Genomic DNA, 18,315 nt, shown 5'->3' with positions numbered 1-18,315 from the left:
AAATGCTATTTTATCAGTTGATCCCCGTAAACACAGCATGCATCCAACCCTAAATGTCGCCATTCGCGCCGCGCGTGAAGCAGGTAAAATCATCAATCGTGCCGCAATGGACATCGGCGCTTTAAAAATCGAGCAGAAAGACACCAACGACTTCGTCAGTGAAGTCGACCGTAATGCCGAGCAAGCGATTATCGACGTGCTCAAGGATGCTTACCCCAAACATGGTTTTTATGGTGAAGAAAGCGGAAAGTCCAACGCCGAAGCTGATAGCATCTGGATTATCGACCCGCTGGATGGCACCACCAACTTCCTGCATAACTTCCCGGCTTATTGCATCTCCATCGCGCTGCAAGAAAAAGGCGTACTGACGCAAGCCGTTATTTATGACCCGGTGCGTAATGACCTGTTTACCGCAACCAAGGGTAGCGGCGCGTTCCTGAATAATCGCCGTATCCGTGTCACCCAGCGTGCCAAATTGCAGGAGGCTTTGCTTTCCACAGGTTTCCCATTCAAGGATTTCAGTTACTTTGAAACCTATATCAGCATCTTCCGCGATATGGCGAAGAAAACTTCCGGCCTGCGCCGTCCCGGTTCTGCTGCGCTGGACCTGGCTTATGTGGCGGCTGGTTTTGCCGATGGCTTCTTTGAAATCAACCTTTCCCCGTGGGATATTGCGGCGGGTGCCTTGCTGGTGCAAGAGGCAGGCGGGATTGTAGGTGACTTTGAGGGTAACGAAAGCTGGTTGCGGACCGGTAATATTGTGGCAGCTAACCCGAAAGTATTCGGGCAGATGTTGCAGGTAATTGCACCGCATTTGACGGAGCGGATCAAGACACCGACACTGGGGATGTAATTTTTTCTCTTTGTTGTGAATGTGATGAACCCGGATAGAAATATCCGGGTTTGTTTTTTTGTGATGTATGGATTGGGGAAAGTATTCTTAAGTTTCTTGATTGTGGGTGAGGTTTCTTTTTGCCCTAGGACAATCCGATGAATACCGTTGGTATCAAAGGTTAGATTTACAAAGCGAAAAACTATTGCATATTGGTTAGGTAATCAAAAAAATAAAACTCTTTAATCATCCCTGCTCTGTGTGGAGAAAAAGAATCTCTCATCAAAAAACGCCACTTTTGTTGTAAGATGCACTGGCTATTTACTCCATAAAACCCTGATCAAAGTTTTTCTGCATGGCCTTCGAAAACCACACCCCCATGATGCGTCAATACCTGACGCTGAAAGCACAGTATCCCGATATGCTGTTGTTTTACCGCATGGGTGATTTTTACGAACTGTTTTTCGAGGATGCCGAAAAAGCGTCGCGTTTGCTGGGGATCACGCTGACGCGACGCGGTGCCAGTAACGGCGAACCGATCAAGATGGCGGGCCTACCTTATCATGCCGCCGAACAATACCTGGCCAAGCTGGCCAAAATGGGTGAGGCTGTTGCCATTTGCGAGCAGGTCGGTGATCCGGCGACTTCCAAAGGGCCGGTGGCGCGTGAGGTTACGCGTATCCTCACGCCAGGGACTTTGACTGATGCCGCTTTACTCGATGAAACGCGTGACAATACTTTGCTGTGTGTCGCCAAGGGTGATGGTGTGCTGGGGCTGGCACGGCTGAATCTGGCTTCTGGTGACTTTGTGTTGAGTGAAATTGCTCCGGGCTATTTATCGCAGGAGCTGGAGCGTATTCATCCGGCGGAACTGGTGACGGCAGAGGACCATACGGCTGACGCATTGCAGCAGGCGCGTTGTGCCAGAAAACGGTTGGCACCGTGGCAGTTTGACCTGGAGTCGGCACAGCGCAGCCTGAGCCAGCAATTCAATACGCATGATCTGGCAGGATTTGGCTGTGGCGAAATGCCTGCGGCGGTGATGGCCGCGGGCGCATTGCTGGATTACGTCAAGCATACCCAGCGCACGGCGCTGCCGCATATTGCCGGTTTGCGCGTGGAGCAGACCAGTCATTACCTGCAACTGGATGCAGCCACCCGGCGTAACCTGGAAATTGATACCACGATTCGTGGTGAAGCGACCCCAACCTTATATTCCTTGCTGAATTCCACGCAGACTGCGATGGGTGCACGTTTGCTGCGCCACTGGCTGCATCATCCATTACGCAACCAGCAGGTGATCCAGCAACGTCACCTGGCAGTGGCCCAATTGCTGGAGCAATCATTAGATAGTGCCTTGCAGCAGGCTTTGCATCCCATAGGCGATATTGAACGCATGACCGCACGCGTGGCGCTCAAAAGTGCACGCCCCCGTGATTTGTCCGGATTGCGGGACAGTTTGCTGCAATTACCATCCTTAATGCAGGCGTTGCCTGATGTGCAGTCTGCACTGTTGCAAAGTTTGCTCGCCGAACTGCAAGTGCCGGCAGGTGCCTTGCAATTATTGACGCAGGCGATCCAGCAGGAACCTGCTGCCATCTTGCGTGAAGGGGGCGTGATTGCCCAGGGCTATGATGCCGAGCTGGATGAGTTGCGCGCCTTGCAAACTGATCATGGCGATTTCCTGTTGCAGTTTGAAGCTGCCGAAAAAGCCCGTACCGGCATTGCCAATCTCAAGGTGGAATACAACAGTGTACATGGTTTCTATATTGAAATCAGCCGTTTGCAGGCCGATAGCGCACCTGCAGAATATCGTCGCCGCCAGACCCTGAAAAATGTGGAGCGCTTTATTACGCCGGAACTCAAGGCATTTGAGGATAAGGTACTGAGTGCCAATGAACGCGCCCTGGCGCGTGAAAAGATGCTGTATGAGCAGGTGCTGGAAGCATTGCTGCCTCACATTACCGCCTTGCAACGTATTGCCATCGCTGTCGCGACACTGGATGTGCTGGCCTGTTTTGCTGAACGTGCACGGGCATTAAATTATGTGCAGCCCGAATTCCGTGCGGATATCGGCCTGGAAATCCAGCATGGTCGTCACCCGGTGGTGGAAAGCATTGCCCAGCCCTATGTTGCCAATGATGTGACACTGAATCCCTACCGCCAGTTGCTGTTAATTACCGGCCCTAATATGGGTGGTAAATCGACCTTTATGCGACAGACGGCGCTGATTGTGTTACTCGCTTACTGCGGCAGTTTTGTGCCGGCACAATCCGCGGTGATTGGCGAAATTGACCGTATCTTTACCCGCATTGGGGCTTCGGATGACCTGGCCGGTGGCCGGTCCACCTTTATGGTGGAAATGACGGAAACCGCCAATATCCTGAATAATGCCAGTGCGAGCAGCCTGGTTTTGCTGGATGAGATTGGGCGTGGCACCAGTACCTTTGACGGATTAAGCCTGGCGTGGGCAGTCGCCAGGCAATTACTGGAAAAAAACAAGGCACTGACGCTGTTTGCCACGCACTACTTTGAGCTGACACGCATTGTGGATGAAGCCAAACATGCAGCCAATGTGCACCTGGATGCGGTGGAGCATGGGCAAGGGATTGTGTTCCTGCACAAGGTAGAGGAAGGCGCCGCGACCATGAGTTATGGTATACAGGTGGCGCAACTGGCGGGTATTCCCAAATCTGTGGTACAACTGGCCAAGCGGAAATTACAGCAACTGGAAAATCAAACGGTGACCGCAACACCACAGAATGACCTGGTTGCCGCGAGCGCTGTACCAGAGGAGCCGCCATTACATCCGGTGGTCGCAACGTTGGAAAGCATCCAGCCGGATGACTTGACCCCGAAACAGGCACTGGAATTACTGTACGCTTTAAAGAAACAATTGTGAGGATGAAAACCATGAAAAAACCAGCCATTACCCAAGAAGCTATCCATGAAGTGATCGCCAACCGCTGGAGCGGCCGTGCTTATGATGCCAGTCAATCCGTCAGCAAGGAGCAAGTCATCAGCCTGCTGGAGGCTGCACGCTGGGCACCTTCCTGTTTTGGGGATGAGCCATGGCGGTATGTGGTCTGTAACAAGGGCGACAATATGCAGGCCTGGCAGACGGCGTTTGATTGCCTGGTGCCTGGCAACCAGGCTTGGGTGGTGAATGCACCGGTGCTGTTATTGATCTGTGCTGACACCCTGTTCCGGCATAACGACAAGCCTAACAGATGGGCAGCCTATGATACTGGTGCGTCGACGGAGAATCTTTGCCTGCAGGCAACCGCACTGGGTTTGATGGCGCACCAGATGGGCGGCTTTGATGCAGATAAGGCAAGACAGGCCTTCAAGGTGCCCGAGCGTTTCCAGATCATGGCGATGGTGACGGTTGGCTACCAGGCGCCGATTGAAAGTGTCACGGGGGAAGCGAAAGAGCGTGAGCTGGCAGCACGTAGCCGCAAACCCTTAGGCGAACTGTTTTTTAATGGTGCCTGGGATAACCGGATCGTCTAGTCTTTAATGACGTGCGTGATGAGTATTGACTAATTGCCCCGTGTGATTTCATTGGGTTATGCCGGTCAGCCTATCTGCCGTGGCAGGTTGACCCAGTCCTGTACGCTGGGGCGTTGCCATTGTAAATAGGCGTAGTGGACCAGGTGTTCAGGCACCGGGTCTTCGGCCAGTACCAAACGATTCAGCATCAGGGCCAGATCCGTATCTGCGATGCTCCATTCATCAAACAAATGCTGTTGTCCGGGTTGCAATAACTGCGTAGCGGCATGAAACAGTTTATTCGCTGCGGTCTGTGCTTTGGCAGAAAGAGGCGCCGGGGAACGCTTGAGGAACACTACTTCTGTCGGGCGTTCTTCACGGATATGCTGCAGGTCACTTCTCAGCCAGGCCTGCAACTCCCTGGCTTTGGCCCTGGCAGAAATATTAGCGGGATACAGGCTATGTCCGCGTTCGCGATAACGCTCATCAATATATTCGGCAATCGCCGATGATTCAGACAGATTGAAATTGTGGGCATTATCTACCAGGGCAGGCACGCGCTGTGTATTGGAAATGGCAGCATAGGCTGCGGAGGCCTGCTCGGCTTTCTGCAGGTTGAGCAGGCGCAACTCAAAAGCCAGCCCTTTCTCACGTAGCGCTACATAAGCTGACATGGCGTAGGGGGAAAGGTAGTTGGCATCGACGTAAAGGATCATCATTCGCTCCTTCTTTATTGTCCTCTTGTGAATGAGAAGGTACAACCACGCTATGCGTGTGGCAAAGTGAGACAACTTGTATGCCTGACGATTTCAGCGGTGCTTTATCATACAACAGAAGAGCGGTATCACAAGCCCAGGAACAACATAGCCGTGGAAAAACGCTTGCCTGCTGTTGACACTGGCTAATCTTGGCCAGTTGTTTGCCATGAGGTATCTTATCCTCTGTTACAATAGCGTTACAAAAAATTCATTTACTGGAACAGGAAATATCATGGCCGTTGTAACGCTTACCAAAGCGAATTTTAAAGAAACCGTTGAAAGCAACGATTTCGTGATTGTGGATTTCTGGGCACCCTGGTGTGACCCATGCGTGGCATTTACGCCTACCTTTGAGGCGGCAGCTGTCAAAAATCCGGATATTGTGTTCGGCATGGTCAATACCGAAACTGATCCTGAAATTTCAGATTATTTTGATGTGAAGCAGATTCCAGGCTTGCTGGTGATTCGCGAACGCGCGGGCATTCATGCGCAAGTAGGCGAGATCGGCGCACCAGCCCTGGATGAAATCATCAAGTGGGCACGCGAGTTTGATATGACACAAGTCCGCGAACATTATGCGGCAGAAGACGCCAAGAAGAGTAATTAAGAAAAATAAATAGCACTTAGGTGCGATGAAAAAGCCATGCACCGCATGGCTTTTTTATTTTCACGGAATGGGTAGTCTGGCCCGTGCAATCACATTGCGCAGGACGAAACTGGTATGCACGCCAGTGACGCCAGCAATTTTAGTGATTTTATGCAGCAATAAATGCTGGTAATCATCCATATCCCTGATCACCACTTTCAATAAGTAGTCTGATTGCTGGCCGGTAATCAGCAGGCATTCCAGCACTTCCGGAATGGTGACAATACTGGTTTCAAAATTGGCAAATCGCTCGGGCGTATGCTGGTCCATGGAAATCCCGATCAAGGCCATCAGGGTTAGCCCCAGTTTTTTGGCATCCACCAATGCCTGATAACCGGTAATCAGGCCTGCCTGTTCCAGCGCCTTGACGCGGCGTAAACAGGGTGCGGGCGAGAGCCCGATTTGTTCCGCCAGCGCCTGATTACTGATATGGCCGTCAGTTTGCAGGATGTCCAGAATGGCCTTGTCAAAACGGTCAAGTTTCATGGTTTTTTAATAATTAATTTAATAATGAAATAATATTACAACTTATTATATTAATTTGAAATTTAATTTCTTATTAATTGCATATAAAACAAAATTCGCAATAATATTTTTTATAAAATCTCTATCATGTCTTCTATCGAATCATTCTTTCAGGAGCACGAGATGCACGCACAACCTTCACAAAAATACCGCCCATTTCCGCCAGTCAATCTTGCTGATCGCCAATGGCCGGATGCGGTTATCAGTCAGCCACCGGTTTGGATGAGTACTGATCTGCGCGATGGTAACCAATCGCTGTTTGAGCCTATGGATGCCGGGAAAAAAATGCGCATGTTCAAGATGCTGTGCCAGATCGGCTTTAAAGAGATTGAAGTGGCGTTTCCTGCTGCTTCGCAAACGGATTTCAATTTTGTGCGTACGTTGATCGAGGGAAATCATATTCCTGCCGATGTCACGATTGAAGTACTCACCCAGGCACGCGAGCCCCTGATCCGCCGTACCATGGCATCAGTGCGTGGTGCGCGGCGGGTGATTGTGCATATTTACAATGCGATCTCGCCGACTTTCCGCGACGTGGTATTCAATATGAGCAAGGATGAGGTCAAGGCGATGGCAGTGGAATCTGTCAAACTGGTCAAAGCCATGGCGGCTGAGATGCCGGAGACAGAGGTCATCATGCAATACAGCCCGGAAACCTTTACCGCAACCGAGCTTGAGTTTGCCAAAGAGGTGTGCGATGCCGTGACTGAAGCCTGGGATGCGACACCGGCGCGCAAGGTCATTATCAATTGCCCGGCGACGGTGGAAGTCGCTACGCCGAATATCTATGCCGACCAGATTGAGTGGATGCACCGTAATCTTGCACGCCGCGACAGTGTGATTCTCAGCCTGCATCCGCATAATGACCGGGGCACTGCGGTAGCTGCAGCTGAATTCGGCGTGATGGCCGGTGCCGATCGCGTCGAAGGTTGCCTGTTCGGCCATGGCGAGCGTACCGGAAATGTTGACCTGGTGACCGTAGCGCTCAATATGTATACCCAGGGCATGCATCCCGGGCTGGATTTCTCTGACATGAATGCGGTGGGCCGTACGGTGGAAGAATGCACGCAGATTGATATCCATCCGCGCCATCCCTATGCCGGCGACCTGGTGTTTACGGCATTTTCCGGCTCACATCAGGATGCGATTAAAAAAGGGTTTGCGGTACAGCAGGAAGATGCACACTGGAATGTGCCTTATCTTCCTATCGACCCCAAGGATCTTGGCCGCAATTACGATTCGATTATTCGCGTGAATAGCCAGTCCGGTAAAGGGGGCGTAGCCTACCTGATGGAAAGTCAGTACGGTGTGGTGATGCCGCGTCGCCTGCAAGTGGAGTTTTCGGGGGTGGTGCAACAATATACGGATGCACATGGCAGTGAAGTCACGGCAGCAGATATCTGGCAACTGTTCAACCGCACCTATATTGAATCGGCTTCACCGCTGCGTTTTCATGACTATCAACTGCAATCGCAGGAAGATGGTCAGGCTATCCGCATCTCGGTGGATATCAATGGCGTACCCGCTGTCCTGGGCGGGCAGGGTAATGGGCCGGTAGACGCAGCGATTCAGGCACTGCAAGGCATGGGCATCTATGCCCAGGTACGCAGCTTTGAAGAGCGCTCAGTGGGTGCCAGCACTTCCGCCGGTGAGGCGACAGCCTGTGCTTTTGTTGAGGTGGTATGCCAGGACAAGGTGTGTTATGGCGTTGGCATGCATGCCAATATCGTGACCGCTTCGATCCAGGCGATTATCAGCGGCGTTAACCGTTGTGGCGTGGCCCCTGCGGTGATGGCGAAATCTGCCTAGTGTGGGTTTGCCGGCGTTGAGCATGAGGCTGTAACAAACCGCCAGGCTTATACAAAAGAACGGTTGAGTGCGCCGCATGGCTGCCCACCCGGCCCGGTGGGGGCCGCTAGCTATTGCCGGAGGTTTCTGTGGCTGTGGTATTCGGCAAGTAGCCAACCGGATCCACCGGTTTGCCTTTTTGCCGGATTTCGAAATGCAGTGCTGGCGGTTTGCCGTCGCTGGCTGCCGGCAATACTGCCAGCTTGTCGCCCTGGTTAACAAACGTGCCTTCCTTGACCAGGGAATTGCCCTGGTGGGCATACACGGAGAGCAGGTTGTTGTTGTGCTTGACGATAATCAGTTTGCCATAGCCACGCACATCCATGCCGCTGTAAATGACCTTGCCTGCACCAGCCGCGGTAACCGTCTGCCCGGCTGTGCCCGCAATATTCAATCCTTTATTGGTTTGCGGGTCAAAGCCGGTACTGATTTTCCCCGCAAGCGGCCATTGCCACTGGATATCCGTGTCGGCTACGTTCTCGATATTCTGCGGACCATTATTGGCTGGTTTCGCGCTGTCTGTTGCCACAGAGGTGGCCGGGCTGGTGGTCGCTGTGCCGGCGGCGTCTTCCGATGCTCCCAGGCCGGGGCGACTGATGGCCGAAGTCACGACTTCGGCATCATCTGACGCATTGCTGGTGTCATTCGGTTTATTGCCGTTGCTGCTATTCGCAGATTTGCTACTGATATTCAATACCTGGCCGACATAAATGCCATAGGGTGCCTGCAGTTGATTGAGCTCTGCCAGTTTCTGGACAGGAATACCAAACTTCCTGCTGATGTTGTACAGCGTATCGCCTTTCTGCACCAGGTACTGGTTGGCACCTACAGTGACTGGCGTGGCAGGCTTGCTTTCAGGCGCTGGCGTGCGGCTGGTGACCGGCGCGCGCGGCATGGGAGAATTCAATGCGCAGGCTGCAAGTGTGCCAGCTGTAACCAGCAAAGTGAACATTGAGCGTAATCTCATGATAATGCGGTACCTCCCAATAATGGAACAAACTTGACCGGTTCCAGTGCTGTTTTCTGTATGCCTTGTGCGGTGCGCTCTATCAGGTGCAAGACCTGTTCCGATGTGCCTACCGGAATCACCATGCGGCCACCGACTGCCAGTTGCTCCACCAGTTCCTGTGGCACATGGCTGGAAGCGGCCGTCACCATAATGGCATCAAACGGGCCATAACCTTTCAGGCCCAGGCTACCATCGGCATGATCCAGTTTCACATTGGTACACTTCAGGGTGCGCAAGTGGTTCCTGGCTTTCATTACCAGGGGGCGGATGCGCTCCAGTGAAAAAACCTCATTGCTGACGCGTGACAGCACAGCGGTCTGGTAACCGCAGCCGGTGCCGATTTCCAGTACTTTATCCAACTGTTTGCCGTTACGCAGGAGCTGGGTCATCTTTGCCACGATATAAGGCTGGGAAATGGTTTGGCCATAACCAATCGGCAAGGAAACATCTTCATAGGCACGGATCGACAGCGCTTCATCGACAAAAATATGGCGTGGAATCTCGGCCATGACGTTGATCACGACCTCGTCCTGAATACCCTGTTCCCGCAGGCGTGCCAGCATGCGATCCCGCGTACGCGTGGAAGTCATGCCTATACCGGCGGTTTTGCTGGAAGTTCTTGGAATGGCCATAATACTTAATTCTGGACTTGCAGCCATTGCTGCATGGCCGGGATCTGGGAATGCTTGGTCAAATCTACCTGGATCGGGGAAATGGAAACAAAACCATGCGCAACGGCATGAAAATCCGTGCCTTCCCCACCATCATTCGGTTGGCCGGCTGCGCCTACCCAGTACACGGTTTCGCCACGCGGGGTTTGCAACCGGATCACCGGTTCGGCTTTATGGCGTTTACCCAGGCGGGTAATTTTACGGCCTCTGATCTGTTCCAGCGGCATGTCCGGCACATTCACGTTTAATAACGTAGGCTCGGTAATTTCACTGCGGTTAAATTGCTGTACCAGGTCCACCATGACCCTGGCTGCCGTTTCAAAATGCGCAGGCTGGTGCTGCGACATGGAAACGGCAAACGAGGGAATGCCCAGCAGGTAGCCTTCGGTGGCAGCGGCCACTGTGCCTGAATACAGCGTGTCATCGCCCATATTGGCACCGTCATTGATGCCGCTGATCACCATATCCGGCATGTCCTGCATCAGGCCGGTCAGGGCGATATGCACGCAATCGGTAGGTGTGCCGTTGACATAATAAAAACCATTCGCTGCCTGTTTGACACTCAGCGGCCTGTCCAGTGTGAGGGAGTTGCTGGCACCACTGCGATTGCGCTCGGGCGCCACGACCGTGATATCGGCAATTTTGCCCAGATGTTGGGCCAGGAGATTGAGGCCAGGTGCCAGGTAACCGTCGTCGTTGGATAACAGAATTTTCATGCCCGATATTATATAAGGTTTACCTGGCCTGGTCGCACACACGCACGAAAGAATTTATTGCAGGCCAGCTGGCAGACGCTTTGCAAAACGCTTCAGGCACCCTGATATTTAAACCTTCTGATATTTGGGGCCGCTGAATCTGGCATAAGCAATCACGCTGGCAAAAAAAATCACACTCAGGAAAATCTCTGTGGCGGCCAGCAGGCGGGCCATGCCTGGCTCAGACCACATCCTGACTACGCCTTCGGTGAAGTAGAACAGGATCAGCATGCCGGACCACTGGTAGGTGTAGCGGTTACCACGCAAAATACCAAACAGCGGCAGCAGCAAGGGCAGGGTTTTTAAAAATAGTAAAGTGCCACCGCTTCTCAATGGCGCCCAGAAGATTTCCCAGCCCAGGCACAGCACTATCAGGCCGAACAGGCTGATACTGGCCGCCAGCCGGCTGCCGGGTAGTATACGCGCAGTCATGATTTAGACGCCTGCGACAAGGCGACCAGGGCTTTGCGTGCATCCATGGCATTCAATACCGGTTGCTCAAATTGGAAGCGTAACTGGCCCTGTGTTTCTTCGCCCTGGTGGTAGGTGATATCAAAGCCGTCTGCATCCAGGCCGGTCATTTCTGCGTGGTCTGCAGCGAGGCCATGCACATGCCGGCAATACTGCAACAGGCTGTCCTTATGGTCCTGGTTCATGTGTGCCACTATGCCGCTTTCCTGTGAGGCCAGCATGCTGTCAGCGAGGCCGGTATTCAGGGCATTGCCTTCAAACCAGCCCATGCGGCCAAAACCGGCGATATAACGTACCTGTTCAATGCGGATGCGGTAGAAATGGAAATCATGCATATCAAAATAGCTGGCTGCCTGCGGCAGGTAGCGCAGGTAACGCGCACGTAAATCCTCGTCCTGCTTGTCACAAGGCAGGGCTTCCCCCATCAGGGTCAGCCGCGCATTGGCTTGCAGGTCATCCTCACCGGAAAATACCAGCAAGGATACTTTTGGGTTATCGAGGATATTTTTGGTGTGTTCGGCAATGGTGCTGATCAGGATCACCGGTTCCGCCTGCTGGTTGCAGACAAACGGGGCGACTGACCCGAATGGATAACCGGGGTATTTCATTGAATGCGTGGACAGTACGGCATGACGGGTGGAAAACAGAAACTGGCGGGCTTCACGGGCGAGGGCGGCAGACATACTTGGGCTTCCTGAAAACGGTTATTGCAATTTGAGTGCAGTTTCGGCCAGGCGTTTCCCTAACGTCATGCACAATTTCTTCTCATCTTCCGAAATCGGCCGGTCATCCATGGCCCCGCCAATATGGCTGGCGCCATAAGGCGTACCGCCGGTGGTCGTGGTGCCCAGTTGCGGCTCTGAATAAGGCAGACCTACCATCAGCATGCCATGATGCATAAGCGGAATCATCATCGTCAGCAGGGTCATTTCATTGCCACCATGCATGGATCCGGAAGAGGTGAACACGGCTGCCGGTTTACCTATCAATGCCCCTTTTAACCACAAGCCTGACGTGCCATCGAGAAAGTATTTCATCGGTGCGGCCATATTGCCAAAACGGGTAGGACTCCCTAATGCCAGGCCGGCGCACTCTTCCAGGTCCTGCAGCGTGGCATACGGCGCGCCAGATGCCGGGATGTCCGGTTCAGTCGTTTCACAATTGGCTGACACTTTAGGCACGGTGCGTATTCTGGCTTTGGCACCCGTAACGCCTTCGATACCGCGTGCCATCAATTGCGCCATCTCCTTGACGGCACCGCCCTGGGAGTAATAGAGAATCAGGAGTTCGGTCATTTTTTGCGTTTATCTTTAATGCGTTGTTTCTGAGCATCTACTTCAAACAGGCCAATGGCTTTAATGAGCTCACTGAACTTTGAATAGCCATAATTGCGGGAGTCGAAAGCCGGGAAGTTTTTGACCATTTGCTTTTTTACTTCACCCAGATGGGCAAAGCCATCTTCATCAGAAATGGCCATGATGGCAGAGCGGGCGTTGCTTACCAGCCTGGCATCGGAAGCCAGTTCCTTGGAGGTCTTCTTGACGCCAGGCGTAGGCACTTTGCCCGGTGCGGCAGGTATTAACTGTGGTTCTGTTGCATGTATGCCTGCTTCAACAGATTGATCCTCCGGCTCTTCCGCTTGCTGAGAAAGGATTTCGACATAAATAAATTTGTTACAGGCTTTAATCAGCGAGTTTGGTGTTTTGGCTTCGCCAAACCCGTAAACTAATTTGCCCGCTTCCCGCAACCGGATCGCCAGCCTGGTAAAGTCGCTGTCGCTGGAAATAATGCAAAACCCTTCCAGTGGTGCCGTGTAGAGCAAATCCATGGCATCAATAATCAATGCACTGTCGGTCGCGTTTTTGCCTCTGGTATTGGCGTATTGTTGTATGGGCTGGATGGCGTGCTGCGGTAAATGCTCTTTCCAGCGGTTCAGCCTGTGATCTGTCCAGTCTCCATAGATGCGCCTGACACTGGCATCGCCATATTGGGAGATTTCTTCAAACAGGGCCTCCATTTTTTCAATAATGCTGAAAGTATTATCAGCATCAATGAGCACAGCCAGCCTGGGGTTTGTTTTGTCGCTATTCATTATTTTCCTGGATTAATCAAAACTGAAACCATAAAACACATCCAGCGCATTATCTGAGCCGGTCCTGGTTTCCACTGAAATACGGTTGGTGAGCTGGTAGGTGAGTTTACCAACATTTAGCAGGCCGACAATGCTTTTTTCATAGCCGACCACCAGCTTGCTATTGATGCGTTTACCCACGCTGACAGCATAATTGGTCGGCCCGGAGCCACGCACATCTATGCTGTCCAGGCCTATGGTCTGGGCGATTCTGGTTTGCAGCGACACCGAGTCGCCCTGTGACAGCAAGGCACCTGCTGCGACCGAAAGCAGGGCCATGTCGCTGCTGCCCACGGCGGACATTGGCTGCCCCAGCACCAGTAGCGACACCTTGTTTTCATTGGTGGTTTCCGGGGTGGACACCAATTTGAGCTGGGGTGTTTGCAGGCTGCCATTGATCTGGATACCGACCTTGGTGCTTTCCACCTGCCGCGTGGCCAGGATATCCAGGCCGATATTCGGGATCTTGCCGCTGAAAATCAGGCGGCCGGTTTCTATATTGAGTGATTGGCCATAGGCGAGGTAAGTGCCGGTCAACTCCAGGGTGCCAGTGGCCATTAACTCGTCCAGCGAACCGTTCAGGCGCATTTTCCCGCTTAGCGCGCCATTCAGGCCCTGGCCACGCAGCATAAACTGTTTGGATTCTGTAAAAGGCAAGCCCGGCTTATCCCCAAAATCCAGGCCAAAATCCTGGAAGATGATGGTAGATGGCTTGGCGGGTGGGGCGATGTCGACCGTGTCTACGACAACATCTTCATCCAGTTTCGGTTTATCGGCCTTGGGCAGTTCAAACAAGCCTTTATGGATGTTAAGGCTGCCGCTGATCCGGGTGTTTTCATGATTCATGTGTAATTGGGTTTTACCGCTCAGTTGTACCCAGCGGTCTACCCGGGAAAGCGCCTGCAATTTGTCCAGTTGCGTGGAGAGTTCCAGTTGCCAGTTGCCCTGCCTCAACCCCAGGGCACCGGTGGCGTTCAACTCCCCGGTTTTACCGGCAAAATGGATCTGGTCGAAAGTCACCTGGTCGCCTGCCAGCGTGGCTTTTAACTGGCCCTGTTCCAGCCATACGCCTTGTGACGGGATTTGCAGTGCCAGGGATTGTCCGTGCATGCTGCCTTGCAGTTGCGGGTGGCCGATGTGTCCGCTGGCTTGTGCCTGTACTGTGAAACTGCCGGCGGGCTGCATCTCAGGCAGCAGGCGGGAAAGCCATGCCAGCTGATGGATCTGCGCGTCCAGTTGCGCCGAGAGCGGGGCCGTGTTTTCGATCACGAATCCGCTCAGTGTGGGCTGCACCACCGTGCTGCCGGAAAATGTCAGGTTGATGGCATTGGGCGACTGGATACGGCTATCCAGCGATACCTGGTTATTCTGCGCTTTCAGCTGTGCGGATAACATTTGCAAGTCCAGGCCCTGCCATTTGGCATTGGCCGTGTCATATACCTGCCAGTCGCCTTTGCTGCGCTGCAATTGCAGGAAGCCGTTCAGTTGCCGATCCAGCTGCAGATCCCATTGGGCGGACAATTGCAGGTGGTTTGCCGGTAAGGGTGCAGATTGTTCCGGTACCAGCCAGGCCAATAATGCCTGCACCGGAAAATCCGTCAGGGTGCCGCGCGTATGAAACTGTACTTTTTCTTCTGCCTGGCCGGTCACAGCATTCGCTGCCCGGGCCGGCCGGTAATGCAACTGTTCCAGCTGCATGTTCCCCGCCAGGACATTGAGTACCATATGTTGCAGCTCAAAGCCTTGTTGCGTATTCCAGCGCATGGTGGCCGGTTGTGCCAGCCGGAATATTTTGCCGTCGCTGTCCTGCAATTGCGTCAGTTGTGCCTGCCAGTGATCATCTTGCCAGCTGCCATTGAGGACCAGGCTGAGATTGCGGTGCAACAGCGGGTCGGAATCTTTCACCTGTAGCGTCAACTGGTGTTGTGCCAATGAGCCATCCAGGTAGAGGTCGGCGTCTATGGGCGGGCTGTCACTGTTACGCGCATTGCTTTGCGACAGGCCGCGCAGCCTGATTTGATTGTGCAAGGATGCCTGTTGGCGGTTAGATGCCTGCCCTTCGACTTCAAACCCGGCCAGGTGCAGCCCTTGTGGTAATTGCAGGCGCTGGCCCGATAAGCGGTACGCGGTTTGGAAACCATCGGCCAGTGACTGTATCGTGCCTTCGCCACTGACCTGGCCGGCAAAGCCCGGCATGAATTGCGCCAGGTTGGGGAGCCTGGCCTGCCAGGCCAGTTGGGGGCCGGATGCTGGCGATGTGCCCGAGGCCGTTGGTGTATTGACTGTGCGTATCGTCAGGCTGTTTTGATCCAGTTGTGCCAGCAGGTCCAAGGCGGCCAGTTGATAGCCTTGCAGCGTGGCGCTGCCGCGTACAACCAGCGGCTGTTGTTGCAGGCGGCTGTCTCCGGCATCCACGGCGACTTGCAGCGTGCCATTGTCAGTCAGGCTGCCATCCGCCGTCACGGTTAAATCCATATGGCCTGCCAGTTGCGGATGTATATGCCTGGCCTGCCATTGCTGCAGGTGGAACAGGAAATGGCTGTTTCTCGCCTCATCCAGGCCGATGGAAGCCTTGAGTTGTACGATATCTTGCTTTTGGCCTGTATATTCGCCTGCCGGGATAATGGCAAATGGCCTGGCTTCCGGCTGGTAATGGTGGTTGGCGGTGATCTCCAGCCTGGTCAGGTCACCCTGTAATTCGGTGCGCAGATGATAGGGCAGTTCACCTTGGGTCTGTTGCATATCCAGCCAGCCATGTACGGGGAAGGGTGCCGTATTCTGCATCTGGAACTGGCTGCTGAGCTCGCCCCACGGGCTGTGCGCCTGCATGATGCGGAATTGCATGGCCTGGTTATCCGCATCCAGGTCAAGGTGGATATTTTCAATCTGGTAGGTATTTTTCCCCTGAATAATCGTTAAACGTTCAATCTGCCCCGATAGCAGGTGGAAAGGCAATGGGATATTGATGCGTTTGGGCAGCGGGGCGCGGCCTGAGCTTGTTTGCGCAGGGGCTGGCTGGCTGGGTTCGGCATCCGCTTTGAACTGCAATGTCACTTGCCTGGCCTTGAAGCTGGAAACGGTCAGTTCACCGCGTGGCGTAATACCCAGCCGCATATTGGAGTCTATGCCATCTACTTTCAGCGTGGCATTGCCGAGGTCGGTTTCAAACGTTTTCAGGCTGGTGACAAGCAGCACATTGGCGGCCCAGACCATTTGCGGCGTAATAACCAGTGACAGGCATAGCAGGCCGGTCAGGCAGGCCCTGAATATCTGGTGAAGACGGCTGAACAGGCGCATCAGAAATTCACCCCCAGGTTAAAATGTAAGCGGTATTCCCTGGTCGCTTCACCATAAGCAATATCGACCCCAACCGGGCCGATCGGGCTGCGCCAGCGCACACCCAGGCCGTAACCGAGTGCCGGGTCGTAATCTTTCCAGCTGTTGGCGGCATTACCAAAATCCACAAACATGGCGGCCCCCCAGGAGTGGGTCAGCCATTGCACCAGTTCGCTGCTGCCGGTCAGCAGCACCCGTCCGCCGACAACCGCGCCATCTCCATTATCCACGCCGAGTGACTGGAAGGCGTAGCCACGTACCGACTGGTCGCCACCGGCGCGGAACAGGTAAGTGGCAGGTACACTGCGTGCACCAGTCACCGTACCGACTTCAATCCTGCCCAGCCATTGCGTGGAGCTGGTCAGCGGATAAAACCCCTGCAACCTGGCCTGCGATTGCAGGAAGCGGCCATCAGACAAGTGCTCAAACGGAGCGAGCTGGAATTGCGTGTTCAGTATCCAGCCTTTGGTCGGCGCCAGTGCGTTATCCAGGTGCCGCATGCTTAAGCCATAGGCGAGTGTGGTCGCTTTGTTGAACTGCGATTGCTCGCCATCCACCGACAGGAATTCATACAGCAGGTTGGCACCTATATATTGTTCCAGCGTCGCGGCATTCCCCCAGTAGCGACGTACCCCGTTCTGGAAGGCCGTGGTGACCTGGCCTTCGAGATCGGTACGCGTGACGCTGTTCTGTATGCTGTCGCGATAGCCTTTTTCATCGGTCAGGAAGGTAATATTGGAAGTGGCCGCCTGCAGGCGCTGTTCCAGGCGAATAGCGCTGTCCCATAACAGGCCATGGTCAAACAGGTTGCGGTCCGTGTAATTGAAGACGATACGCGCGCCAGTATTGGTGCTGGCACCCACGCCTATACGCATGCTTTTCTGCTCCGTCTCGCTGACGGTCACATCCACATCCGCGCTGCGGTCAGCGTTGGGTGTTTTGGTGTTGGCGACCACATCGACCTGGTTGAATTTGCCGCTGCTCATCAGGCTGTTCTGCAATACCAGTAACTCTGACTGGCGGTAGGGTTCGCCCGTTTTAAGCGTGTTCAACGGGCGGATCAGGGCTTCCTGGTAGTGCTTCAGGCCGTGGATACGGACCTGGCCAAAACGGATGGCCGGGCCCGAGTCTACCGCAATGTTAATCAGGACGGCCTGCGTTTGCGGATTGACCAGCGCTTGCGAACGGGTGATTCTGGCGTTGGGGAATTCAGCCTGCAGGAATACTGCCAGTAGATCACGCTTGGCCGCACTCCAGGCAGGTTGGGTAAACACGCTGTCGACGGGTAATGCCCAGTGTTTCTGCGCCTTTTCCAGGAGGTCACGATGTGCGGCTTGTTGAATCTCGCCCGTCAGGGTTAATGTGACTTTGTTTATTTTGGTCCGTGGTGGCAGGGTCAGGTGAAAATCTGCCGTGTCTGGCGCTGGCCGGGTGATGGCTGTGTTGGTTTTGAAATAGCCCTCGGTGGCCAGCAGGTCACTGATTTCCTGTGGGGTTTTCTGCATCAGCCGCTGCCACTCACCCTCGTTCAGGCGCGGATTCTGCATGGCTTCGTGGATGGACAGGTATTTTTCCAGCAGGGCGCGCAGGGCTGGCCGGTTTTCAGCGGGCGCATCACCATTGAGGAAAAAACGTGTCTGGTAATGATCGCCTTGCCTGACCTGGAACCATTCGCTGTCTTGCGCATGTGTTCCGGGGGTGTAGCACAGGAGGATGCAGAGCAGGGCGGCAAGGAACAAGCGATCTGCCATCAGGCATTTCATCCATGCCTGGCCAGGAAAGGACATCGCACGGGTGGCGAATGTCCTTAACAAGCGTTGGTTACCGCTGCAAGCGGCACA

16 protein-coding genes are annotated in these 18,315 nt (G+C 53.8%); 5 read left to right on the top strand and 11 right to left on the bottom strand.

Annotated features, from left to right (window positions below; translation table 11 throughout):
• Positions 1-37: 37 nt before the first annotated feature.
• The 3 genes from BLP53_RS05300 to BLP53_RS05290 all read left to right on the top strand — a co-directional run bounded on the left by BLP53_RS05300 (position 38) and on the right by BLP53_RS05290 (position 4,345).
• Complete coding sequence (locus BLP53_RS05300) at positions 38-853, top strand: inositol monophosphatase family protein (RefSeq protein ID WP_091471112.1); 816 nt, start codon at positions 38-40, stop codon at positions 851-853.
• A gap of 334 nt (positions 854-1,187) precedes the next feature.
• Complete coding sequence (gene mutS / locus BLP53_RS05295) at positions 1,188-3,734, top strand: DNA mismatch repair protein MutS (protein ID WP_091471111.1); 2,547 nt, start codon at positions 1,188-1,190, stop codon at positions 3,732-3,734.
• Between the two features lie 11 nt (positions 3,735-3,745).
• Positions 3,746-4,345, top strand: a complete 600-nt coding sequence (locus BLP53_RS05290) for a nitroreductase family protein (protein ID WP_091471397.1) — start codon at positions 3,746-3,748, stop codon at positions 4,343-4,345.
• A 65-nt stretch (positions 4,346-4,410) separates the two neighbouring features.
• On the opposite strand, the gene yfcF is transcribed toward BLP53_RS05290, so the two are convergent.
• Positions 4,411-5,043, bottom strand: a complete 633-nt coding sequence (yfcF, locus tag BLP53_RS05285; RefSeq protein WP_218119021.1) for a glutathione transferase — start codon at positions 5,041-5,043, stop codon at positions 4,411-4,413.
• Between the two features lie 271 nt (positions 5,044-5,314).
• Here yfcF and BLP53_RS05280 point away from each other — a divergent pair, with 271 nt between their 5' ends.
• Positions 5,315-5,689, top strand: a complete 375-nt coding sequence (locus BLP53_RS05280; RefSeq protein ID WP_091471108.1) for a thioredoxin family protein — start codon at positions 5,315-5,317, stop codon at positions 5,687-5,689.
• Positions 5,690-5,749: 60 nt separating this feature from the next.
• Here the strand turns inward: BLP53_RS05280 and BLP53_RS05275 are convergent, their stop codons facing one another.
• Positions 5,750-6,214: an Lrp/AsnC family transcriptional regulator gene (locus tag BLP53_RS05275; protein ID WP_091471105.1), complete on the bottom strand. Its 465-nt coding sequence runs from the start codon at positions 6,212-6,214 to the stop codon at positions 5,750-5,752.
• A 162-nt stretch (positions 6,215-6,376) separates the two neighbouring features.
• Here BLP53_RS05275 and leuA point away from each other — a divergent pair, with 162 nt between their 5' ends.
• Positions 6,377-8,062 carry a 2-isopropylmalate synthase gene (gene leuA, locus BLP53_RS05270; RefSeq protein WP_091471102.1) on the top strand — a complete coding sequence of 562 codons (1,686 nt, stop codon included), beginning with the start codon at positions 6,377-6,379 and terminating at the stop codon, positions 8,060-8,062.
• 106 nt (positions 8,063-8,168) lie between these two features.
• Here leuA and BLP53_RS05265 read toward each other — a convergent pair whose 3' ends face one another.
• The 9 genes from BLP53_RS05265 to BLP53_RS05225 form a co-directional block, all read right to left on the bottom strand.
• On the bottom strand, positions 8,169-9,068 hold the full coding sequence (locus BLP53_RS05265) for a peptidoglycan DD-metalloendopeptidase family protein (protein ID WP_091471099.1): 900 nt from the start codon (positions 9,066-9,068) through the stop codon (positions 8,169-8,171).
• On the bottom strand, positions 9,065-9,742 hold the full coding sequence (locus BLP53_RS05260; RefSeq protein ID WP_176755219.1) for a protein-L-isoaspartate(D-aspartate) O-methyltransferase: 678 nt from the start codon (positions 9,740-9,742) through the stop codon (positions 9,065-9,067). The genes BLP53_RS05265 and BLP53_RS05260 overlap by 4 nt, the downstream gene beginning before the upstream one ends.
• Before the next feature lie 5 nt (positions 9,743-9,747).
• Complete coding sequence (surE, locus tag BLP53_RS05255) at positions 9,748-10,497, bottom strand: 5'/3'-nucleotidase SurE (RefSeq protein ID WP_091471096.1); 750 nt, start codon at positions 10,495-10,497, stop codon at positions 9,748-9,750.
• A 108-nt stretch (positions 10,498-10,605) separates the two neighbouring features.
• Positions 10,606-10,968, bottom strand: coding sequence for a DUF2069 domain-containing protein (locus BLP53_RS05250; protein ID WP_091471094.1), 363 nt, complete (start codon positions 10,966-10,968; stop codon positions 10,606-10,608).
• Positions 10,965-11,690 carry a HugZ family pyridoxamine 5'-phosphate oxidase gene (locus BLP53_RS05245; protein WP_091471092.1) on the bottom strand — a complete coding sequence of 242 codons (726 nt, stop codon included), beginning with the start codon at positions 11,688-11,690 and terminating at the stop codon, positions 10,965-10,967. The genes BLP53_RS05250 and BLP53_RS05245 overlap by 4 nt, the downstream gene beginning before the upstream one ends.
• A gap of 21 nt (positions 11,691-11,711) precedes the next feature.
• On the bottom strand, positions 11,712-12,302 hold the full coding sequence (wrbA, locus tag BLP53_RS05240; protein ID WP_091471090.1) for an NAD(P)H:quinone oxidoreductase: 591 nt from the start codon (positions 12,300-12,302) through the stop codon (positions 11,712-11,714).
• Entirely contained in the window at positions 12,299-13,099 is an 801-nt protein-coding gene (locus BLP53_RS05235; RefSeq protein ID WP_091471087.1) for an NYN domain-containing protein, read from the bottom strand. Before BLP53_RS05235 ends, wrbA begins: the two co-directional genes overlap by 4 nt.
• 12 nt (positions 13,100-13,111) lie before the next feature.
• The gene (locus BLP53_RS05230) at positions 13,112-16,435 is read right to left on the bottom strand and encodes a translocation/assembly module TamB domain-containing protein (RefSeq protein ID WP_091471084.1); all 3,324 of its coding nucleotides are present in this window, start codon (positions 16,433-16,435) and stop codon (positions 13,112-13,114) included.
• Positions 16,435-18,288: an autotransporter assembly complex protein TamA gene (locus BLP53_RS05225; protein ID WP_245652647.1), complete on the bottom strand. Its 1,854-nt coding sequence runs from the start codon at positions 18,286-18,288 to the stop codon at positions 16,435-16,437. The genes BLP53_RS05230 and BLP53_RS05225 overlap by 1 nt, the downstream gene beginning before the upstream one ends.
• Positions 18,289-18,315 lie beyond the last annotated feature (27 nt).

The sequence above is a fragment of the Methylophilus rhizosphaerae genome (assembly GCF_900100975.1).
Classification (GTDB): Bacteria; Pseudomonadota; Gammaproteobacteria; order Burkholderiales; family Methylophilaceae; genus Methylophilus; species Methylophilus rhizosphaerae.
Note: the sequence above shows the minus strand (reverse complement) of the source record. Positions and strands in the feature narration are given on the sequence as shown.